The 21346-nt window shown below is 46.5% G+C and carries 20 protein-coding genes and 1 riboswitch; of the genes, 8 read left to right on the forward strand and 12 right to left on the reverse strand.

What is annotated here, in order from left to right:
* Positions 1-27: 27 nt before the first annotated feature.
* A riboswitch (SAM riboswitch) is annotated at positions 28-127 on the reverse strand.
* A gap of 158 nt (positions 128-285) precedes the next feature.
* The 3 genes from ACFO4U_RS04140 to ACFO4U_RS04150 all read left to right on the forward strand — a co-directional run bounded on the left by ACFO4U_RS04140 (position 286) and on the right by ACFO4U_RS04150 (position 4536).
* A complete protein-coding gene (locus ACFO4U_RS04140; RefSeq protein WP_012726349.1) occupies positions 286-1386 on the forward strand; it encodes an AI-2E family transporter in 1101 nt (366 codons plus the stop codon).
* Between the two features lie 268 nt (positions 1387-1654).
* A complete protein-coding gene (locus tag ACFO4U_RS04145) occupies positions 1655-2899 on the forward strand; it encodes an MDR family MFS transporter (protein WP_215243912.1) in 1245 nt (414 codons plus the stop codon).
* Positions 2900-3042: 143 nt separating this feature from the next.
* Positions 3043-4536: a peptide MFS transporter gene (locus tag ACFO4U_RS04150; RefSeq protein WP_047795295.1), complete on the forward strand. Its 1494-nt coding sequence runs from the start codon at positions 3043-3045 to the stop codon at positions 4534-4536.
* A gap of 41 nt (positions 4537-4577) precedes the next feature.
* On the opposite strand, the gene ACFO4U_RS04155 is transcribed toward ACFO4U_RS04150, so the two are convergent.
* Complete coding sequence (locus tag ACFO4U_RS04155; RefSeq protein ID WP_047795294.1) at positions 4578-5873, reverse strand: glutamine synthetase family protein; 1296 nt, start codon at positions 5871-5873, stop codon at positions 4578-4580.
* A 189-nt stretch (positions 5874-6062) separates the two neighbouring features.
* On the opposite strand from ACFO4U_RS04155, the gene ACFO4U_RS04160 reads away from it, so the two are divergent.
* Positions 6063-7100: an SDR family NAD(P)-dependent oxidoreductase gene (locus ACFO4U_RS04160; RefSeq protein ID WP_047795293.1), complete on the forward strand. Its 1038-nt coding sequence runs from the start codon at positions 6063-6065 to the stop codon at positions 7098-7100.
* 29 nt (positions 7101-7129) lie between these two features.
* Here ACFO4U_RS04160 and ACFO4U_RS04165 read toward each other — a convergent pair whose 3' ends face one another.
* Positions 7130-7450 (reverse strand): YflT domain-containing protein, encoded by a 321-nt coding sequence (locus ACFO4U_RS04165; protein ID WP_031423645.1) that lies wholly within the window; start codon positions 7448-7450, stop codon positions 7130-7132.
* Between the two features lie 79 nt (positions 7451-7529).
* Positions 7530-7754 carry a hypothetical protein gene (locus ACFO4U_RS04170; protein WP_074036982.1) on the reverse strand — a complete coding sequence of 75 codons (225 nt, stop codon included), beginning with the start codon at positions 7752-7754 and terminating at the stop codon, positions 7530-7532.
* A gap of 96 nt (positions 7755-7850) precedes the next feature.
* On the opposite strand from ACFO4U_RS04170, the gene ACFO4U_RS04175 reads away from it, so the two are divergent.
* The gene (locus tag ACFO4U_RS04175) at positions 7851-8909 is read left to right on the forward strand and encodes a GTP pyrophosphokinase (protein WP_240499823.1); all 1059 of its coding nucleotides are present in this window, start codon (positions 7851-7853) and stop codon (positions 8907-8909) included.
* 88 nt (positions 8910-8997) lie between these two features.
* Positions 8998-9435: a MarR family winged helix-turn-helix transcriptional regulator gene (locus tag ACFO4U_RS04180; protein WP_012726357.1), complete on the forward strand. Its 438-nt coding sequence runs from the start codon at positions 8998-9000 to the stop codon at positions 9433-9435.
* 87 nt (positions 9436-9522) lie between these two features.
* Here ACFO4U_RS04180 and ACFO4U_RS04185 read toward each other — a convergent pair whose 3' ends face one another.
* From ACFO4U_RS04185 to ACFO4U_RS04205, 5 genes are all read right to left on the reverse strand, one after another.
* Positions 9523-10167: a class F sortase gene (locus tag ACFO4U_RS04185; RefSeq protein WP_251131813.1), complete on the reverse strand. Its 645-nt coding sequence runs from the start codon at positions 10165-10167 to the stop codon at positions 9523-9525.
* Positions 10112-10909, reverse strand: coding sequence for a DUF4397 domain-containing protein (locus ACFO4U_RS04190; protein WP_012726359.1), 798 nt, complete (start codon positions 10907-10909; stop codon positions 10112-10114). Before ACFO4U_RS04190 ends, ACFO4U_RS04185 begins: the two co-directional genes overlap by 56 nt.
* 249 nt (positions 10910-11158) lie before the next feature.
* Complete coding sequence (locus ACFO4U_RS04195; protein WP_215243911.1) at positions 11159-11866, reverse strand: glycerophosphodiester phosphodiesterase; 708 nt, start codon at positions 11864-11866, stop codon at positions 11159-11161.
* Positions 11863-13335 carry a carboxypeptidase M32 gene (locus tag ACFO4U_RS04200; protein WP_215243910.1) on the reverse strand — a complete coding sequence of 491 codons (1473 nt, stop codon included), beginning with the start codon at positions 13333-13335 and terminating at the stop codon, positions 11863-11865. Before ACFO4U_RS04200 ends, ACFO4U_RS04195 begins: the two co-directional genes overlap by 4 nt.
* A gap of 74 nt (positions 13336-13409) precedes the next feature.
* The gene (locus tag ACFO4U_RS04205; protein WP_215243909.1) at positions 13410-14942 is read right to left on the reverse strand and encodes an FAD-dependent oxidoreductase; all 1533 of its coding nucleotides are present in this window, start codon (positions 14940-14942) and stop codon (positions 13410-13412) included.
* A 199-nt stretch (positions 14943-15141) separates the two neighbouring features.
* Here ACFO4U_RS04205 and ACFO4U_RS04210 point away from each other — a divergent pair, with 199 nt between their 5' ends.
* Together ACFO4U_RS04210 and putP are read left to right on the forward strand one after the other, a co-directional pair.
* Positions 15142-16113, forward strand: coding sequence for a D-alanyl-D-alanine carboxypeptidase family protein (locus tag ACFO4U_RS04210; protein WP_251131812.1), 972 nt, complete (start codon positions 15142-15144; stop codon positions 16111-16113).
* Positions 16114-16458: 345 nt separating this feature from the next.
* Positions 16459-17940, forward strand: a complete 1482-nt coding sequence (gene putP, locus ACFO4U_RS04215) for a sodium/proline symporter PutP (RefSeq protein ID WP_078146955.1) — start codon at positions 16459-16461, stop codon at positions 17938-17940.
* A 49-nt stretch (positions 17941-17989) separates the two neighbouring features.
* Here the strand turns inward: putP and ACFO4U_RS04220 are convergent, their stop codons facing one another.
* The 4 genes from ACFO4U_RS04220 to ACFO4U_RS04235 all read right to left on the reverse strand — a co-directional run bounded on the left by ACFO4U_RS04220 (position 17990) and on the right by ACFO4U_RS04235 (position 21294).
* Entirely contained in the window at positions 17990-18295 is a 306-nt protein-coding gene (locus ACFO4U_RS04220) for a hypothetical protein (protein ID WP_078146956.1), read from the reverse strand.
* A gap of 15 nt (positions 18296-18310) precedes the next feature.
* A complete protein-coding gene (locus tag ACFO4U_RS04225) occupies positions 18311-18865 on the reverse strand; it encodes a hypothetical protein (RefSeq protein WP_074036974.1) in 555 nt (184 codons plus the stop codon).
* A 79-nt stretch (positions 18866-18944) separates the two neighbouring features.
* Entirely contained in the window at positions 18945-19766 is an 822-nt protein-coding gene (locus ACFO4U_RS04230) for a YihY/virulence factor BrkB family protein (protein ID WP_196430760.1), read from the reverse strand.
* 109 nt (positions 19767-19875) lie between these two features.
* Positions 19876-21294 (reverse strand): alanine/glycine:cation symporter family protein, encoded by a 1419-nt coding sequence (locus ACFO4U_RS04235; RefSeq protein WP_215243907.1) that lies wholly within the window; start codon positions 21292-21294, stop codon positions 19876-19878.
* Between the last annotated feature and the right edge of the window lie 52 nt (positions 21295-21346).

The following is a 21346-nucleotide window of genomic DNA, read 5'->3' on the forward strand; positions in this document are numbered from 1 at the left end:
CGATACAGACGTATGTAGTCAACCACCTTTCCATCTCTCAAGGTCACCTTGCTGGAATTAGCACAGTATTTTGCAATCTGTTGCTGAAGCTTCATCGGGCCAGTCCCTCCGCTTCTCTTGATAGAAAGTGTCATTCGCTATGTAATTTTTGTATGTCCCTAAGTTAACCAGACATTCCCAACGGTGTCAAACATTTTTTTCAAAGAGAACATCTATTGAATCCTTTTCAAAAAACATTCATAGTAAAAGAGTAGAAAAATTATATTTGTATGAGGGGATAGAGCATTGGAGCTTAATCGTCAACTTATTTGGAAACTGAGTGTAATCGGACTGATCTTGCTCGTCTTATGGCGTGTCATCAGTGAACCGGATACCATCTCACGTGTCTTACAATACACGTTTCAGTTACTGACCCCTATCATCATGGGGATCGCCATCGCCTTGTTACTCAACACCGTACTCTCTTATATTGAAGAACGGTTCCACTTGAAGCGGTATCAAGGACTACTCATCGTCTATATCACGTTCATCGGCATCTTGGCGATTTCGGTCGTCACGTTGTTCCCGCGGATTTACTCGAGTCTGTCATCACTCATTAATGAGTTACCGGTTTATATCCGTCAAATCGACGTGTTTTTAGGTGAAGTGAACAATTACTTGAAAGACTATAACGCGACGATCGCCCAAGCGATTGATTTTGCGCGCTTCGAGGATCGTTACTCTGGATGGGTCGAGACGGCCGTCCTCTCTTCCGTTAGTTATGTCTCTAGTTTTACAATGACATTGATCAACTTCTTGATTGGGATTGTCATCTCCATCTATTTGTTAAAGGACAAAGAAGTCTTCGCTCGTATGTTCAAGCGTCTTCTCTATGCGCTATTACCCGTCGGCACTGCGAAGACGACAATCGATATCTTTCAAGAGATGGATTATATCTTTAAGCGATATATCATTGGGAAGTCGCTCGACTGTCTGATTATTGGAGTGCTAGCAGTCATCGGACTCTTGATCATCGGGGCCCCATATGCCCTACTTCTCGGAGTCATCGTCGGCGTCTTAAACTTCATCCCATATGTCGGACCGCTACTCGGGATGATCCCAGCGTTTATCATCACCTATTTCTATGATCCGTTCACCGCCGTATTGGTACTCTTGTTCATCTTCTTGTTACAGCAGTTTGACGGATTGTGGCTCGGACCGAAGATTCTCGGAGATAGTGTCGGCATCACACCATTTTGGGTCATCACATCGATTATCATCGGAGGAAGCCTGTTCGGCCTCATCGGGATGTTCGTGAGCGTGCCGATCACGGCCATGATTCAAGTCGTCTTGTCTCGCCTCATCGATTATCGACTGAACCGAAAAAATCTAAACGAATTACTTTGATTCACCTCATAAATTTGTTGACACATTGAGGAAATGTGTCATACAGTTGAGGAGAAGAACACAATTAACAGAAAGGAGAGGTTCCCATGTCAGTAGTATCTTCGAAACCATTCACTCAAGTTCATACTGATTGGCAGGCACCTCTTCGATTGATTCATATCTAAGACGCCTGCCTATCGAGGCATGCATAAACAACGTGGGACGTCGTATGCCTTCATGCATATGACGTCCCTTTTGTGTCTAAAATTAAATAAAGCAGGTGACCTGTATGTTTCAATCACTCAAGCGGCTCGACCGCAACATTTGGATTCGTTTTTTAGGGGAAACGATTACGGGAATTATGATGTTCATGATTGCCCCATTCCTTGTTCTCTACTATAGTGACCAGTTAGATAGCTACCTTCAAGTCGGAATCATCATGGCGACTGGCCCAATCATGGCGCTCCTCGGTTCGATGATCGGAGGACGGCTAGCAGACCTGTATGGCCGAAAACCAATCATGATGATCGCAATCATTGGGGACGCACTTGCCCTCATCGGATTTGCGTTCGCCGACTCGTTCTGGCCGCTTCTTTTATTGAACGCCATGCTCGGACTGACGAACTCGCTCTTCCACCCTGCCGCAAGCGCGATGGTCGCCGATGTCACAGAGCCAGAGCATATGAACGAAGCGTTCGGACTTTTACGGATGGGACATAACATCGGCGCTGCATTCGGTCCACTTCTTGGTAGTGCGGTGCTGTTCATCGACCGCGAGCTCATCTTCTTTGCGGCGGCATTCGTCTTTGGACTATATGCGATTGCGCTCGGCACGTTCATACATGAGTCGTTGCCCGAGTTTACGGAAGATGAGACTCCAAGCAACCGGGAAGTGTTGCGCGTCTTTTATAACGATCGCGTGTTTCTCGTCTTCATCTTTGCGGGTATATTCATATCAATGGGATTCTCCGTCGTCGAGAGCATGCTACCACTCTTTTTAAAAGAATCGCTCCCGACGTATACCGCACAACAGAACCCATTCCCGTATCTGTTAGCACTGAATGGAATCATGGTAGTTCTTTTCCAGTTCCCGATTGCTTCAAAACTCGGGAACAAGCCGTTCGGTAAGGTCATGTTAGTAGGAGCGACCGTATTTGGTATCGGTATGATCTTGCTTGCGATTGTGCCTAGAGCCTTGTTCGCACTCGATACCCCTTACGTGCCACTCGTCGGGATCTTACTCGCCGTATATGCGTTTTATACGTTAGGTGAGATGATCATGTCCCCTGTTCAGCAGACATTCATCGCCTTGATCGCACCGGAGAATATGCGTGGTGCCTATAACGGTGCAGCGAGTATCCAATGGCTGATCGGCGGTGTCACGGCACCAATCATCGCAAGTGTCTTTTTTGACAATCGTGCCGGACACATCGCTTTGATCCTCATCGGTGGAGCGAGTTGTTTATCAGGCATCATCTATTGGCAGCTCGGACGTCATGTCCAAGCGACGGAAGCAAAGCAAAAGACGGCTTAACCGCTCATTGACCACACTCTCTGATTTCGGAAGTGTGGTCTTTTCATTCTTTTCATCTTTATTAAAATTTGAAATTATCATTCAATTCACTTTACAATCATAATAATCCTTTTTATGATAAAACGGTTAAGGAGGGATCTTTCATGGAAAGGATCGATAAACAGACAATCGTGGACAGTGTTCCACAAAAAGGCTTCTTCGGACAACCGAAAGGGTTGTTCACTTTATTCTTCACTGAGTTTTGGGAACGTTTCTCGTACTATGGCATGCGGGCCATCCTCGTATTCTATATGTACTATGAAGTTTCTGAGGGAGGACTCGGTCTAGACCGAAACGTCGCACTCTCAATCATGTCCGTCTATGGCGCGCTCGTTTATATGTCTGGGGTCATTGGGGGATGGCTTGCAGACCGGATTTTCGGGACGTCTCGCGCGGTATTCTACGGTGGTGTGTTCATCATGCTCGGACACATCGTCCTCTCGATTCCAGGTAGTGTCGTCTTCTTGTTCATCTCGATGGCGTTGATCGTCATTGGTACCGGATTATTGAAACCAAACGTATCAAGTATCGTCGGAGACATGTACAGCGAGACGGATCGCCGTCGTGACGCTGGATTCAGTATCTTCTACATGGGTATCAACTTGGGTGCGTTCATTTCACCACTCATCGTCGGTCAAGTACAAAAAGACTATGGATTCCACTGGGGCTTTGCGCTCGCGGCAATCGGGATGTTCGTTGGACTCGTCGTCTTCGTATTGACACGAAAAACGAACCTCGGCTTAGCTGGTTCGTATGTACCGAATCCGTTGACGCCTGATGAGAAAAAGAAAACGATAAAAATCGTCAGCATTGTCACCATCGGAATTGCCATTTTGCTTGCAATTTTGATTCCACTCGGATGGTTCACGATCAATACGTTCATCTCACTCGTCGGGGTGTTCGGTATTGCGATCCCGACGATTTACTTCATCATCATGTATCGCAGTCCGAAAACGACTGAGGTCGAGCGCTCGCGAATCATCGCCTACATTCCGCTCTTCATCGCCTCCGTCATGTTCTGGGCGATTCAAGAGCAGGGTGCAACGATTTTGGCGAGCTATGCTGATACACGGACTGACTTAGAGTTCTTTGGATTCACGTTGTCACCAGCATGGTTCCAATCACTGAACCCACTGTTCATCATCTTACTGGCGCCGGTCTTCGCTTGGTTATGGGTCCGACTTGGTGACCGCGAACCGAGCATTCCGACGAAGTTTGCTTTCGGGATCTTGTTTGCGGGGATCAGTTTCTTGGTCATCCTGCTCCCTGCATACTTCAGTGGTCCGGATGCCCTCGTCAGCCCACTCTGGCTCGTCTTAAGTTATTTCATCGTCGTTCTCGGAGAACTAAGTTTGTCACCGGTCGGGTTGTCGGCTACGACTAAACTCGCACCAGCTGCATTCTCCGCTCAAACGATGTCGCTCTGGTTCTTATCGAACGCTGCGGCGCAAGGGATCAACGCACAGCTGGTCAAGTTCTACACACCTGAGAACGAGATGCTCTACTTCGGCGTGATTGGTGGCGTCGCCATCATCTTAAGCTTGATTCTGTTCGCACTTGCACCGAAAATCAAAGTGTATATGCGTGGTATCCATTAATCATCTAAAACGCCAGCCGATTCAATCGGCTGGCGTCATTTTTATTTTCGCACTTGAATGAGCGACAAGTAGCGATCGATCATATTGTGGTTAAAGTAGTCATGGAAGTTGTCTTGTTTCAGTGACTGAATCGATTCATGGAATGTCGCAGGCAGCGATGCGATTCCTTGGCTCTCGATTTGCTTCGCTGAATACTCGAACAAGTCGTCCTCGTTTGGAGAAGACGGAACGAGCTGTTGCTCGATTCCTTCAAGTCCGGCATAAATGAGCGCGGCAAGTGCCAAATATGGGTTCGCACTCGGATCAGGGTTTCGGACCTCTACACGAGTCGCACTTCCACGGGAAGCCGGAATTCGAATCATCGAACTGCGGTTCGATGGGCTCCAGCATATATTTACAGGTGCCTCGAATCCAGGAACGAGACGCTCGTATGATTCAGGTAGTGGATTCGTGAAGATTGCTGTGGCACGGGCATGCTTCAAGATTCCCTCGATGAAATGACGTGCCGTTTTCGACAATCCGTAATCCGCATCGACTTCGTCGAACGCGTTGGTCGTCGGATTTCCGGACTCATCATTCTTCCAGACAGAGATGTTCAAGTGCATTCCAGAACCGTTCACATCACGCAACGGTTTCGGCAAGAAGGAGACCGATGCCCCTTTCTCCTTCGCCGCAATCTTGACGATTTCTTTGAAGAACTGAATGTTATCCGCTGTATGGAGTGCGTCATCATACTTGATGCCGATTTCATGTTGCGCAGGGGCGACCTCATGGTGCACTGCCTCAATGTTGAACCCGACACCGCTGAGACGGTTTGCGATGTGCTGTCGCACTTCATATCCTTTATCCTCTGAACGTGTCGAGAAATATCCGGCCTCGTCATAAAATTCCCCGTTCTCGTCAAAGATGAAGAATTCTGGCTCTGCCCCGACGAATACCGAGTAGCCATCACGTGCTGCACGTTCGAGTGCATCCTTCAATACATTACGTGGGTCGTATTCATATCGCTCTCCCTCCGGAGTACATACGTCACAGAAGAATGCCAAAATATTTTCCTCGCCGTCTTGCTCATACCGTGGACGATCTAAATCCGGTCTCAAGAATAAGTCTGAGTTTTTGATGGAAGAGAACCCGTTGATTGAAGAACCGTCAAACATCGTTTTTCCCTCAAAGACTTCAGGCAACAATTTTGCCGAAAGCGTCAAGAGTTTTAAATCACCGAGAACATCTGAGAAATATAGATGGATTTGGGTGATGTTTTTCTCTTGTACCGTTTTCTCAATATCTTGTTGCTTCTTTTTTGCGTCATCCTTGTCTGTTCCGAATAGATTTGCCATGATTCGTTAAAACCTCACTTCAATGGATTTGACAGGCAAGCTGTCTTTACGCACCGTTCGTACGCTTCTCTATAGTTCATAACCGAGTTCGATTTTTTCTAAACATGGAATTTCAGGAAAGGCAAAGTGGCTACGTGCGACAAGAGTTGATATGATGGGTAAAGAATGTCACAGAGAGGGAGAACGCGATTGTATATTTTTATGACTGGTGGAACCGGATTTTTAGGAGGGCGACTCGCCAAAGAATTGATTCAACGGGGGCATCGCGTCTGTATGTTGGCGCGAACACCGGATAAGGTACAGGCACAATTCACCGCTGAAGAACAAAAGTCGATTGAAGTGTTACCAGGCGACTTGACGTCACATGCGCTCGGGGCCAATGAAGAGTTCATCGAGACACATAAAGGGAAAATTGATTTATTTCTACACATGGCTGCACTCGTCAAATTCGATGAAGAATTACGTGATGAATTGTTCGAGACCAATTTAACCGGAACGAAAGAGGCCCTTCGATTAACTAAGTTAATTGACTGCCATCGCTTTTTCCATGTGAGTACGGCTTACACGCTCGGCGCTAAAGAAGTTGGCGGGGAAACACTGTACGGTGTGTCTCAGTCTTTTTTAAATCCTTATGAAGAGAGCAAGGCATACGCCGAGCAGGCGGTCTGGGAGTCACGGGATGAGCTTGACGTCTCAATCTTCCGACCGGCCATCATCGTCGGAGACTCGAAAACAGGAGAGGCTGACTCAAAATTTACGATGTACGGATATATGCGCGCGCTCGAGCTGTTCAAACGGAAACTGGAACGTCGTGGCCATGACTTCGAATCGATTCGATTGATCGGCTCTGCGACGGGCACTTCTAACCTTGTCCCTGTCGATTATGTAGCGGATGTACTACTCGCTGCCATCGAGCACGCGAAGGCGGGTACAATCTATAACGTGACGAACGATGCACCTCCAAAAAATGAAACAATGCTCGACTATATGAAAGAGTCCCTATCATTCCCGCATTTAACGATCACGGAAACGCCCACATCGACACTAAGCTCAGTCGAACAGTCGTTCAATGATATGGTAAAAGTATTTAATCCGTATTTGAATCGGGACATTAGATTCCGTGACGACAACACGAAACAATTGCTTCAGGATGCCGGATTCGCTCCGCTCCGTCTCGATCATCAATCGTTACGTCGCATCGTGAATGCCTATTACAAAGCAAAATAAAAAATGGACCGATTTTTCCGGTCCATTTTTTATTTATCGCAAACAAGTACGATTTTACCGCCTTTGATTTCACGTTCGAGTGAATCTACCATCTCTTTTGTGAGTCCAAGACTCTCCATCTGTTCCATGCGATCTTCTGAATTGCTCGTGAATTTCGAAAGCAACGACTCGAACATCCCTTTCTCTGGGATTCGGTATGGTTGTACACCAGCCTCTGCTGCCAATCGAACGGTCAATTCCTCATCTTTGGCGAACAAGTAGATGTGCTCGTTCACACATCCGCCTGACACCATCTCATTCACTTCATGGTCCACCGTCGTCATATCATTCACTACTCTTGTCTCTAACATGCCCCATCCTCCTAAACGTTCACAGTCATATAATTCACTGTTTTTGTTATTCCCGAAAAATGAGGTGATAAACATACAATCAATCCATTTCTTCGTTCGTGATCCATTCTTCGATGTCGAAATGTTGCACGATTCCCTCGATTCGATCGTACTCCCCTTCCCTTTGAGTCCTACCCTCTAATCGAGCGGTCACTACGAACTGGGAATCGACAGTGTGGATACGAGATATGCGATATCCGGCTTGTTGTAATAATCCAGCGATAATTTCGACTTTCTCTCTCTCACCTGAACGGAATGTATGCATCCATCCCACCTCTTTCTATTTCATTCCCTATACATGCTATCATATCGTTTCTGACGTGTGATGCTATACTATGGATAGAGAAAAGGAGTGAGTTCTGTGCCAAAACAAGACTTAAATACAATCATGCTTGAATATTTGAACGAGAAAGAAGATTATGAAGCGTTTGCCACAAAGCTGAAAGCGCTCCTCAGTGAATTGTTGACAGAAGCCGGCATCCAGTTCCATTCAATCGTCGCCCGTGCCAAAGAAGCGGACAGTCTATATGCCAAACTCTCACGCAAGCCTTATCAATATCGTTCCTTACGTGACGTACAAGACTTGGCCGGGATACGGATCGTGACATACTTTCATGACGACGTACGCGCCGTTGCGCAAATTTTAGAAGATGAATTCACCATCGACCGTGAACAGTCCATCGATAAGTCGACGTTGCTCGACTCCAATGAGTTCGGATATCTGTCTGTCCATTATGTCGTGGAATTAAGTGAAAAGCGACTTGCTCTCGGTGAATATCGCCGTTTTGCAGAAAAAGAGGCGGAAATTCAAGTCCGCTCGATCCTACAACACGCCTGGGCCGAGATTGAACACGACCTCGGTTACAAAAATCCGAATGCCGTTCCTCCTGAAATCAAAAGAAGTTTCAGCCGGGTCGCTGGTCTATTGGAGATTGCCGACTCCGAGTTCGTGAACATTCGAAAACAGTTGCGAACATTCGAACAAGAGACAGTCGAACAAATTCTTGACTCTCCTGAAAAAGTGGCCATTACCCGAGATAATCTCAACTATTATATTGCGAATGATCAAACGGTCGAGAAACTAGACAACGCGATCTTCCAGAGCGAATGGCTACTCGAGACGGATCTCTCTGCCATCGTCGAGTTGACGAGAATGTTCCATTACGCCGATATCCGTACGTTTAAAGATTTGAATGACACACTTTCGACTTACTATACTCAAGCCGTCCAATGCGCAACCTTGTTGCCATCTTCTCTGTTACCGAGACAAGGCATGGGTGTCGTCTATGCCGTTCTCGCTAAACTGTTAGCGGAAGGCGACGATCCGCAGATTGAATTTTTCTTTAGACGGTTCTATCCTGACTTGAAACATTATGAAGACATCATTCAGCAAATTCGAGCAAAAGACGAGCCCCTATAACTTTACAGACAACATGTTTTTAATGTAGAATGTTTCTATGTTCTGAAGTATATATGAATAATATTATCGCTAGGAGGTAGTTTCGAGGATGACAACACCCGTACAGACCGCTTCACGTCGACAGCTCGTCGCAGACGCTGAACGTGGAATCCGGATGAACTATCGTGGAGTGAAAAAAAATCTCCGTTCGATGTTCTCACAGTATTTAACCCGCAATGAATTCTTCATTCTACGTTCTCTTTGTCAACAGAGTCCTCAAATCGCCTCTGCTCTGTCAAATGAGTTTCAATTTTCAGCTTCGATGATCACTGCGCTTGCCGATGAGTTGACGAAAAAAGGGTTGATTTCTCGCGAACGCAGCGAGCGTGACCGCCGTGTCGTTGAACTTCAGGCAACGGATGAAGGTCGTGAGTTGTTTGAGACATTAGAGAGCATGAAGATTGAATATTTGATGGATGTCTTCACTGATTTTTCAGATGACGAACTTATTTTACTTTCAAAATTATTAGATCGTATGGATGCTTAATCCGACTATAGCCCTTCACCTTTACGGTGAAGGGCTATTTTTTGCGAAAAAAAGAGATGCGACCCATCGGTCAGCATCTCTTCATCTTTACGTTTCAATCAAGTGTGCCGTGACCACGATCCGGTCCCGATACCCAAGGTTCTCGTCATACGGTCCTGCACAAGTGATCAATTGAATTCGTTTCGACTGAGTCGCCGCAAAAATGGAGGCGAGCGGCACTTGGTCGAGGCGATACTGTTTCACACTGACCACTTCATACGTTGCGACTTGGTCTTTCCGTTGGAGCGTCACCAGTTCTCCGATCGGAAGTTGATCCAGATTCGCAAAGATAGCTGGACCATTCAGGTCATCGAGATGACCTGATAGGACGACATTCCCCGTTGCGCCTGCTTTGGCTCCATATTGATACCAACCGACATGACTCACGTCAGACGGTGTAGCCATTCTTCCGGCCTCATCCTTGCCGACCGCTTCAATGGATGTATCAACATCGATTGAAGGTATGACCAGCCGGGCAGGGACGAAACTGTTCGAATGAAACGTTTGACGATCGACCTGCTTCGAGGTCAATACCTGTGGTTCGGCAAATTCAGCCGTTGGCATCACGAACGGTTTGTCAGGAGCTTCCGCTTGAGCGCCCCATACGAGAAATGTGATTGTTCCTAAGAAAATCAGTTTAAGCGTCTTGCTTCTGACGACGAAAGACGTAGAATCCAGCTGCTGCCGCTCCAACCACTGCTGCCGCGAGCAACCAGTTCATTGAAGCTGTTTGAGCAAGACCACCTTGTCCTGTTTCAGGAGCCATCGCCATTTCCCCACCATCAGCGGCGAGAAGGACTTCAAACGCTGGTTCTCCTTCAAGGAGTCCGATTGCGAATGCTGTATAGTTTTTGCCACCTTCGAGTGCGACACCGTCAAGTGCTTTGACGACGTCAGTCGCTCCAGCCGGGCGGACTTCAAGGTCATACGTTCCAGCATCGAGTGTGCCGTAATCACTTACTGCTTTGAACTCGAGGTTTGAGAAGAGTGGGTCGCCACCTTTAGGTGCGACATCAACCGCTGGTGCATCTGGTGCGAAGTGAGCGACACGAACTTTCGATTTACCATCTTCAAAGTTTGCATCGTCTTCCATTGCAGCGATTTCGATGTTTTCAAGTTGACCGATCGCAGCGGCTGTATAGAACTTGCCTGCCTCGATTGAAAGGTCTGCTGCGACGACGACTGTTTCAGCGTCACCTGCCGGCTTGATTTCAACGTTGTAATCCCCTGCAGGAAGTGTCAAGTAGTCTGTGAGATCCTTGAATTCTGCTCCCTCGACCGCGACTTCCCCATCCACGTACACGTCAACTGCCGGTGCATCAGGTGAAGCATGTAGCACACGGACCATCGCGTTTTCATGTCCATCCGCGCTAACCGGTAAGACGAAAGCGAAAGCCAGTGCTAGAGTACCCAGTAAAGACATCAACTTCTTCATGTGAAATTTCCTCCTTTTGATCTTTGGTAACCCACGACGTGCATACAACAAATGTGATGCAGTGCTACATGGTGTGCTACATCTGATTGCTATGTAGCTCGGTGACATCTTAAACTTAAGACAATCCGACAATGACGTAAAGGGGACACTATGCCCTGAATGTGCTCCAATATGCTAACGGACGAAAGCGCTACCTTTACATAAAATGTAGTTCCCTTCCACCCAAATATAAAACCACTCAGTCTGCGACTAAGTGGTTTTGTTTGCCCATTCGATATCATTGACAAAGACGGCATCGACTTGAAGCGCTAAACAACGCTCCAGTTGGTGTTGTGTTTTAATCGTATATGGTCTGATTGGAATCCCTCGATGTTGCAAGGAGCGTACTTCTTCGTCTGTGATGCGATCGATGTGCGGATGGACCGAATCCGCTCCGACTAATCGAAGATATCCTGAAATGTCATAAAGCGGCTGTGCAAGCAGAATAGCCGCCTCGATATCCGGTCGCATCTGTTTCAATCGGTGAATGGTTTCGTGATTGAATGAGGAAAAGAGGATGCGGGACGCATGAATCCCGGCGGACTCGATCGTATCGATGATGCGAGATTCAATTCCTTCATATCGTAGGACATCCGTCTTCACCTCTAAGTTCAAAATGACCGATTCCTCATTCACAAGGTCGAACAGCTCCTCGAGCGTAGGGATGTGTTCTTCTAGACCATGACGTACTCCAGCATTAAACTGTCTGAGCTCATCATAGGTATAGAGTGAAACTTGTCCTCTTCCGTCAGTCGTCCGCTCGAGCGTCTCGTCATGGATGAGAACGAGGACACCGTCCTTTGTCATGTGAACATCCGTCTCGATTCCGTCTGCCCCGGCCTCGAGTGCGAGCTTGAATGCCGACATCGTATTCTCCGGTCGATGTGCCATCACGCCACGATGTGCAAATCGTTTCATTTGGCAACTGTCTGATATTTTTTGGTCAAATATCGAACGAGTGGTTGGACCGAAATGGCTTGACCTGTCACTTGTTGAATGAGTTCGTTCGGTGTGAGACGTTTTCCATATTGATGAACGTTCTCCTGTAGCCACGCTTTGATTGGTTCGATTTCGCCTTCTGCAATCAACGTCTCAAATTCCGGAAGGGCTGATTTCAACGTTTCCGTCAACTGGGCCGCATAAATTAACCCCAGGGCATAGCTCGGGAAGTATCCGAATGAACCGCCTGCCCAATGGACGTCTTGAAGGACTCCTTTAGCATTTGACGGAACATCGAGTCCGAGATATTCTTTATACTTTTCATTCCATGCTGCAGGAAGCTCATCGACGGACAACGTCCCTTGGATGAGTGCCTTCTCGAGCTCATAGCGGATGATGATGTGTAGACTGTATGTCAATTCGTCAGCCTCGATCCGAATAAGAGATGGTTTCGCTTCATTCACACCTCGATAGAAAGTGTCGAAGTCGATTGCACCGTATACCGGATGAAGCGATTGTAGTTTCGGATAGACGCGACGCAAGAACGCTTCGCTTCGTCCGATAAAGTTCTCAAAGAAGAGCGACTGGGACTCATGAATCCCCATCGACGCACCGCCACCTAGTCCGAGTTCATCGAGCATCGGGTCGATTTGTTGTTCATACGTCGCGTGCCCCGCTTCATGCATCGTACCGAACAGTGCATTTCTGAAATCTGCTTCATCATACTTCGTCGTAATCCGGACGTCGCGGCGGTTGATGGTGATTTCGAACGGATGTACTGTCGCATCCAATCGACCACGTGATAAATCGTATGCGACGACATTCATCCAGTCATGACAAATGGCTTCTTGAACATCCGCCGGCATCGACCAGTCCATAGAGAGTGATTCTTTTGGGAGCTGCTGAATAAGAGGAACGAGTTCGTCTCGGAGCGAGGCGAACAATTCGTCTAAGAGCTCGACCGTCATGCCCGGTTCGAAATCATAGAGCAATGCATCGTACGGATGTTTCTCATAACCGAAATATTCCGCAAATTTTTGCTGGAATCCGATAATCTTATTAAGGTATGGAGCGAACGCGTCCCAATCATCCTGATCTTTCGCTTTTTCCCACGCCGTCTCAGCTTCTGAGACGAGCGTTACGTAAGCTTGATACTCATCATGCGGAATCTTGGCATTCCGTTCGTATTGCGTCTTCGCGACTTCAAGTGAACGCGCTTCAATGTCAGATAGACCCTCTTCATCCGCCATCCGTTCCAGCAATGAAGCGAACGACTCGCTCGTCTGTCGTTTGAATGCCTCGGTCGACAAATAACCGATTGTCTCTGCCCGGAGCGGTGCCGACTGTTCAGGCATTTGTGTACGCATGTCCCAATATAAGAGAGAGATTGCTTCATCGAAGGCACGCAGTTGTTTAAAATGTTCACGCCATTCTTTTGTTACTTCCATCTGTCTTTCACCCCTATGTGTTATTCTGTTCTCTTTCTACTTTATTATAGCTGTCAACCTTTGCCTACACCAGTTTACAAATCTTCTCGCTTACTGTAGGAAAGTGGTTTTGTGGCAGGACCCTCTAATACAGCCCCTTTTGCATCGAAACGAGAACCGTGGCATGGACAATCCCATGACCGCTCGGCATTGTTCCATTTCACTGTACAACCGAGGTGCGTACAGGTCAGGTTGACGACATGGCACTGGTTATCCAAATCTCGATAGACGCCCTTGGTCTTCCCATCAACTTGCACGATTCCTCCCTCGTCTAGCTGCAGGTCTTGTACATCTTTTCGTTCAAGCATCCGATTTACTGTCCCTTTCGTGAATTGAGCGGCAGTATCTAAGTTTGTTTTGAGAAATGCACTGATATCACTAGGTTTAACCGTTTGACGGAGCGGTGAGACCAGCTCAACGAATTGGTTCGCATGACCTGTGAGTTGGTCCGCGAGCAAGGTGCCGGCAGCGATTCCGTTCGTCATCCCCCATTTCGAAAATCCAGTCGCCACAAAGAGATCTGGTTCTCTCTTGAACATTTGCCCTACGTAAGGAAGTCCATCTAAGGTGATAAGATCTTGGGACGACCACCTATGAGATGCCCGATGCGTTCCAAAATGTGCCTGTGCGTCATTCTCCAATCGATCATATCGTAGACGCGTATCTGTGACTTGCCCAGCGGTATGCCCCTCACCTCCAACTAGTAAATAGCTTTTTCCGTTTTCACTATAGGATCGAAACGAGCGATTTTGCTGTCCAACCTCTAAATACATCCCTCTGAGTGGTCGACTTTCCACTTCACAGGCAACGATATACGATCTTTCGATTGAAAACTTCGACACGTACAACCCGCGCAGGTCATTGAATGGATAGTGGGTCGCAATCACGACTTGATTTCCCTGTACCCTTCTACCGTTAGATGTAGTGACTACTGGACGTGGTCCCTGACTCACTTCCGTCGCTCTAGAATTTTCATAAATCTTTCCTCCGAGACGAACAAAACGTTCCGCTAATTCACGTAAGTATTTCACGGGATGGAATTGAGCTTGGTCATGGATCACCAACGCCTGCTCGATCGAGAACGGGAGAGCCTTTCTCACTTCTTCCGTCGCTTCTCCTCCGTCAATCTTCAAACGACGATACGCATCCAGTTCTTTAGTAAGTTCTTCGTTCGGTTCCCTAGAGTAAAGAAACGATTGTTCATTCGCGTAATCGCAGTCAAACCCTTCTTCAATTTGTTTTTTTAGATAGATGAGCGCTTCTGAGTTGAACTCGTAATATAAACGAGCGATGGACTCATCAAAATGACGAATCAACTTTTGATAAATCGTCCCATGTTGAACGGAACATTTTGCCGTCGTATGTCCCGTCGTCCCATGTCCAATCTCTAACGCTTCTAGAAGCGTCACTTGTTTCCCTCGCTTTTGGAGTTCATAGGCGCAGACGAGTCCCGCAATCCCTGCCCCGATGACGACGACTTCGGTCGATTCCGAAACGGAAAGGGATGGGTACGGCGTCCCAGTATCATGTTGACGCCAAATGGAGTTCGTGAACGGATAACGATGCATGATGCATCCTCCTCTCTAAAAGTGACATCTTTACCCTTATACCCGAAACGCAGTTCTTTCATCGCCGATCAATCATTGACCTAGTTCTTTATTTTATTAGCGAAAAAAAAGAGCGTTTTCTATTATGTTTATAGAGTAACCAAAAAAGGAGGGACTTTTGTTGACCCGTAGAAGGAGACACCGAAGAAGAACGTACATCATGCGAAGAATGATTGCCGCGGTCGTTTTACTCGGAATCATCGCACTGATCCCGACGTTGGTCGGATTTAAACAAGATAAAGAAGCACCGACATTAGCAGAAGCGTCCACACCAAAAGCTGAACCGATGAATACAGGTCCGCTTTTCCCGGATATCGACATGGGTTCATGGAGTCCGAGTGAGACGAAGATGATTTCGGATGAGGAAATCTCGGTTGGCGCACTAACTTTCGTCAACGTGACCAAACAAGAGATATTGATCGATAAAAACGCCAATGATCGTGTGTTTCCAGCCAGTACGACTAAATTGATGACGGCACTGCTTGCTTATGAGAAGGCATCTGCAGCGAATGAACTCGACCAACCAATCATTACGATTCAACAGTCGACACTCGATATTCCATGGGACAGCCATATCGCGCATCTTGCCATCGGGGATACATTGACAGTTCGTCAAGCACTTTACGCCACGCTACTTGAATCCGGAAACGATGCTGCGAACAGCCTTGCGGAATACACGAGCGGGTCGACCGAGGCCTTCGTTCAATTGATGAATGATCGAGCAAAGGTTTTAGGATTGACTGGAACGCATTTCGTAAATGCGCATGGCTACTCGGATCCGAATCATTATACGACGGCGAACGACATGGCTAAAATCGCCTTCGCATTCAGTACATACCCGGAGTTGATTGAAATTGCCGGGACTTATGAATTTAAAGCCGAATTTAAAGATAAAGACGGTAACGGCAAACGTCGTTGGTGGTATCACCTCGGTTCATCGGTTAATGAACGAAGTGTCAACTACTCCAAGTTTGTGACCGCCACGAAGACGGGTTATACGGACGAATCCGGATATACCATGGTATTCATCATGAAACATAATAGCGAAACTTATATCTTGGTTACGATGCAGGCGAAGTCTGGACAAACATTCCCGACGATGCGACTCGTTGAAGAAAAAGCATTCAAATAAAGAAGTAAAGAGCATTCAAAGATGCTCTTTTTCTTATGATTATAAATATGTTTTCTGAAAATTTTCCCATAAATATTACATTCATGTTACACAGGAAAGTCCTTAGCATTTCAAATATTCAGAATATTTAAACTTTTTATCTGAAAATTTTAGCCTTCATCCGTTGGTATAATGGGCTTTAGAGCTATTTTTATGAAAAAGTGTCAGTTTGCAATCATTTCAAAGGTTCTGTAAGGTAAAGCACAAGTTCGCATTTTCAACTTTTGTTTTTAACTGTGTGATGTCTTCACACAATCGCGAACGAGTTGATTAAATAGATCTTTTAACTTAATAGGAGGTAATTCAATGCTATGGCAAGAATGGGTATCAATCGCGCTTTATCTCGTGATGATGCTTCTTATCGGATACGTTGCATATAAACGAACGACCGATTCATCAGATTATATGTTAGGTGGCCGTAAAATGGGGCCAGGCGTTACAGCCATGTCAGCCGGAGCTTCGGATATGAGTGGTTGGATGTTAATGGGACTACCGGGTGCAATGTATGCAACTGGACTATCAGCAATTTGGTTAGCCGTTGGATTGGTCATCGGAGCTTACTTGAACTACTTGTTAGTTGCTCCACGACTTCGCGTCTTCACAGAGATGGCGAACGATTCGATTACGATTCCAGACTTCTTAGAGAATCGGTTCCGAGATCACTCGAACTGGCTACGGATCCTTTCTGCATCCGTCATCATCATCTTCTTCACGTTCTACACGTCAGCTGGACTTGTATCCGGCGGGAAGTTGTTTGAAAGCTCATTCGGATTAAATTATCAGACAGGTGTCATTGTCACAATTAGTGTCGTCATCTTATACACCCTCTTCGGTGGATTCACGGCAGTTAGTTGGACGGACTTCGCACAAGGTGTCATCATGTTCTTGGCGCTCGTGCTCGTACCATTCGTCGCTTTAACAGATATCGGTGGAGTAGACACTGCTGTCAACTCTGCAACGACAATCAATGCCGATTTGTTCGACCTCTTTAAAGGGACGACGACACTCGGGATTATCGGTCTCCTCGCTTGGGGACTTGGTTACTTCGGTCAGCCACACATCATTGTTCGCTTTATGGCAATCCGTGATGTGAAATCATTGAAAACGGCTCGTCGTATCGGGATGAGCTGGATGACAGTATCTATCATCGGTGCCGTCATGACAGGGTTCGTCGGAATCGCTTATTTCCGAGGACAAGGAAATCCACTCGGGGACCCGGAAACAGTCTTCATTCAATTCTCTGAAGTCTTGTTCCACCCGTTCATCACTGGTTTCTTATTGGCAGCCATCCTTGCTGCGGTCATGTCGACGGTATCGTCGCAATTGCTCGTCACATCATCTGCATTGACAGAAGACTTCTATCGTAAATTCTTCAACAAAGATGCAAGTGAGAAGACGATGGTCCTTGCCGGACGTGTTGGTGTCTTGCTAGTAGGAGTTGTAGCGACGCTCATGTCACTCAACCCATCAAGTACAATCCTCACACTCGTCGGATATGCATGGGCTGGATTCGGTTCTGCATTTGGACCAGCAATCCTCTTGTCACTTTACTGGAGCAAGATGACGCGTCAAGGTGCCCTCGCTGGTATCCTCGTCGGTGCCATTACCGTCATTCTCTGGATCGTCACTGGACTTTCGACAGTCCTTTATGAAATGGTACCTGGCTTCTTCTTGAGTATGTTGGCAATCGTGCTTGTCAGTAACTTTACTAGCCAGAAAGAACAAAAACGTATCAACCGTGAATTCGGTGAAATGGAAGCTGAATTGGCAGCTGCGAAGAAAGAGTAACGATTCACACAAAAACTCGGTTCCCTATAAAGGGACCGAGTTTTTTGTTTTACATCGATGCTGCGATTAACCAGACACGAATCACAAACGGTACGAGAACCAACACGAACATTGCGTTTCGCATCCACCGATTTCGGTTCCAATAGTACGCCATTAGTACGAAGGGATGCAATGCGACCAATTCGTATGGATTGAACCAAAACCATGTGAGAATCAATACGATTAAAAAGTACAATACTGATTTTTCTTTCGACGTTCGGTATTCACGCCACATATCATAGGCGCCTTTAAAGAAAGCAATGAATGTTGCAATCCAGAATACGATGACAATCACATTATCAAATCCACTAAACAACTGAGTAACCACCTTTTAGGAAGGATTTTCTACATAAAAACCGCCCCAGTAAATATGACGGTACGTAAACTCTTTTCCACTTTCTACAGTAATCACAATTTCATCTTCCGTCAACACGAGGACATGAACCGGTACCTCACCCTGGCGAAGCATCGGGCTAAATAATTGAAACTGTTTGTTCAACCATTTGCGCTCTGAAAAGTTTTGATAGTGATGTAGAGAAAGCATCGGATGGCTCAAGTATGCAGCTCCAACTATTGCGACAGCGATCGGTGGCGCGCCGATTTCCATCATGAACGAGAAGACGAGAACAAGTGATAGCACCCCATACGCGAACTCTACTAATTCCATGAGAGAAGCTCGGCTAGCTATCACATATTGAATCACACGAAACATGAGATACAAGATGATACTGACAATCAAGTACTCAGAGAATGGCGAATGTCGGAACGATACGTCCAAATAGAACAAGACAGGTAACAGTAGGATCCATTTCCATAGATGTAAGGCGAGGTAAAACAATGATTGATCGATGAAACGACGATTGTGTACGAGCCGTTGCATATCCATGTTTCCCACCTCCGCTTTGATGATGTGACCTTACGATACCATTCCCTATTCTTTCGAATGATAACTAGCAATTACACGTCTAACGAAGTTTTTCTTTCCTCTCGATTAACGTCGCATTCAACAGCCCACCAAGCAAGATGACAGAGGCAGCGAGATAGAACCAGATCAATAAGACGATGAACGCACCGAGTTGACCATAAAACTGCTCGTAGTTTGCGAATTGTGAATAGTAACTAAACACGTTCGAGACAAGCAGAATCCCTACTGTTGCAAAAGCGGCTCCGGCCCAACTATTTTTAAATGTTCCGGACACACTTGGCAACCACTTATATACAAATACGAATACAGTGAATAGAAGACCTGTTCCGATGATCCATCTGAAGTAAAACCAAATCTGCGCATATGTCGTGACAATCTCATCGATGAACAACACGTATGAAGAGATTTCTCGAAGTGCCGTCTCAATCACAGGGACGAGCAATGAAAATGGCAACACAAACATGAGCGCCAAGGTGATGGCGATATCCTGTAAGACGCCCCTCCAAAAGGCTTTATTACGAACAGCCCGGTAGGCATCGTTCAATGCCCGCACGAGAGATTGTACGGCCATCGATGAGATCCAGAGTGCTGGTAAGATACTGAATGATGCCAATTTCAATTTGGAGTTGTCGAATACGGCTTCAATGTTCCCTTCTAATAGCTTGTAACTGGCTTCAGGCATGATGAGTGATAACGCTTGAATCACATCGCCACTCGTAAACGGTAAAAATCCAACAATACCTAATACGAATAATAAGAACGGGAACGTAGATAAAATGAAATAATAGGCTAACATGGCCGCTTGATCAAAAAAACGTTCTGTAAAAAATCGCTTGACGATTGTCAAAAATACTTGTTTCATCGATACTCTCTACTTTCTTTTTATAATATAATGAGGTATTTGAAATAATAAGTTCAAAATGAAGAGGAAGCCCCTGTTTGCCAGGGACGTCCCATTGATTGATGATCCTTCAACTAATTTCTTCTTTCTTTGTTTCCCACGCTTCAATATGTTCTTTACCAGGAAGTTCGACACCATCTTTAAAGAATTCCGGGTCTCTTCCTTCTTTCTTTTGGACCATATAGTCGTCGAGGAGTGTCTTGGCAACTTTACTCAATCGGAAAATCGCATACATGTTGACGAGTGCCATCAAGCCCATAAAGATGTCGGCAATCGACCAGACGAGTCCCGCAGATCGCACCGACCCGAACATGACCATCCCGACAACAGCAATCCGATAGATTATCAAATATCGCTTCTTCTCAGATATGAACTCGATGTTCGTCTCTCCATAATAATAATTGGCCAAAATCGAACTGAAGGCAAAAAGTAAGATGGCGACAGTCATGAGAGTCGTCGCAATCGGTCCGATTTCAACGAGAAGCGCCTCTTGGGCAAGCTCAATCCCTTGGAAAGCTTCAGAGCCTTCCACTCCTGAAATGAGGACAATCATCGCTGTTGCGGTACAGATGAACAAGGTGTCAACGAATACGCTAAGCGATTGAATCAATCCTTGCTTGACCGGGTGACTCACCTCAGCGGTAGCTGCGGCGTTCGGGGCAGACCCCATACCTGCCTCGTTCGAGAAGAGACCACGTCGAATTCCTTGGAGGACGGCTGCACCGACCGCACCACCGAACAACTGTTGGAAACCGAGGACACCTTCAGAGAAGATGGCGGAGAACACCTGTGGCACGACATCAAGATTCGTAAGGACAACCCAAATAGCGAGTAAGATATAACCGCCCGCCATGATTGGTACAATGATTCCCGATAAGGTCGAGATGGAACGAATCCCACCGAAGATGACGATAGCGGTGACAACGGACAAGATGATGCCGACCCAGACCGTATCGATCTCAAATACGTTATTCACGGAGAGTGCGATTGTATTTGCCTGGACGGAGTTGAACGCAAAACCGAACGCGAACGTAATCAAAATGGCAAATACGATGCCTAACCAGCGTGCACCGAGAGCCCGTTCAATATAGTACGCCGGACCACCGCGCCAAGCCTTGCCGTCATGCACTTTATACACCTGGGCGAGCGTACTTTCAACAAACGCCGAAGCTGCTCCGATCAAGGCGATGAGCCACATCCAAAATACGGCGCCAGGTCCGCCTAAAGCGATTGCCGTCGATACGCCGGCGATGTTCCCCGTACCGACACGGGCAGCCGTTCCGATGGCGAACGCTTGGAAAGATGAGACCTGTCCTTTCTCATGCTTGATTCCTTTCACGAATAAGAGTTTAAACATTTCCGGTAACATTCGAAATTGAACGAACCCCATCCGAATCGTAAAATAAAGACCTCCTGCAATCAATACGAAGATGAGAAGGTACGACCATAAATAGTCATTGATTTGCATAATCAGTTCACGAATATCCAACGAAATCGCCTCCTTTTATCGGGTTTTTACCCGCTCTGAATATGACGGAAAC

This window comes from Exiguobacterium profundum (genome assembly GCF_042652865.1).
Lineage (GTDB): Bacteria > Bacillota > Bacilli > Exiguobacteriales > Exiguobacteriaceae > Exiguobacterium > Exiguobacterium profundum.

Coding starts and splice junctions, on each gene's coding strand:
- ACFO4U_RS04170 (WP_074036982.1), bottom strand. CDS start 7,754: ATGCATACATTCCGTTCAGGTGAGAGAGAGAAAGTCGAAATTATCGCT.
- ACFO4U_RS04150 (WP_047795295.1), top strand. CDS start 3,043: ATGGAAAGGATCGATAAACAGACAATCGTGGACAGTGTTCCACAAAAA.
- ACFO4U_RS04190 (WP_012726359.1), bottom strand. CDS start 10,909: ATGAAGAAGTTGATGTCTTTACTGGGTACTCTAGCACTGGCTTTCGCT.
- ACFO4U_RS04155 (WP_047795294.1), bottom strand. CDS start 5,873: ATGGCAAATCTATTCGGAACAGACAAGGATGACGCAAAAAAGAAGCAA.
- ACFO4U_RS04165 (WP_031423645.1), bottom strand. CDS start 7,450: ATGTTAGAGACAAGAGTAGTGAATGATATGACGACGGTGGACCATGAA.
- putP (WP_078146955.1), top strand. CDS start 16,459: ATGCTATGGCAAGAATGGGTATCAATCGCGCTTTATCTCGTGATGATG.
- ACFO4U_RS04145 (WP_215243912.1), top strand. CDS start 1,655: ATGTTTCAATCACTCAAGCGGCTCGACCGCAACATTTGGATTCGTTTT.
- ACFO4U_RS04195 (WP_215243911.1), bottom strand. CDS start 11,866: ATGAAACGATTTGCACATCGTGGCGTGATGGCACATCGACCGGAGAAT.
- ACFO4U_RS04180 (WP_012726357.1), top strand. CDS start 8,998: ATGACAACACCCGTACAGACCGCTTCACGTCGACAGCTCGTCGCAGAC.
- ACFO4U_RS04225 (WP_074036974.1), bottom strand. CDS start 18,865: ATGGATATGCAACGGCTCGTACACAATCGTCGTTTCATCGATCAATCA.
- ACFO4U_RS04205 (WP_215243909.1), bottom strand. CDS start 14,942: ATGCATCGTTATCCGTTCACGAACTCCATTTGGCGTCAACATGATACT.
- ACFO4U_RS04230 (WP_196430760.1), bottom strand. CDS start 19,766: ATGAAACAAGTATTTTTGACAATCGTCAAGCGATTTTTTACAGAACGT.
- ACFO4U_RS04210 (WP_251131812.1), top strand. CDS start 15,142: ATGCGAAGAATGATTGCCGCGGTCGTTTTACTCGGAATCATCGCACTG.
- ACFO4U_RS04200 (WP_215243910.1), bottom strand. CDS start 13,335: ATGGAAGTAACAAAAGAATGGCGTGAACATTTTAAACAACTGCGTGCC.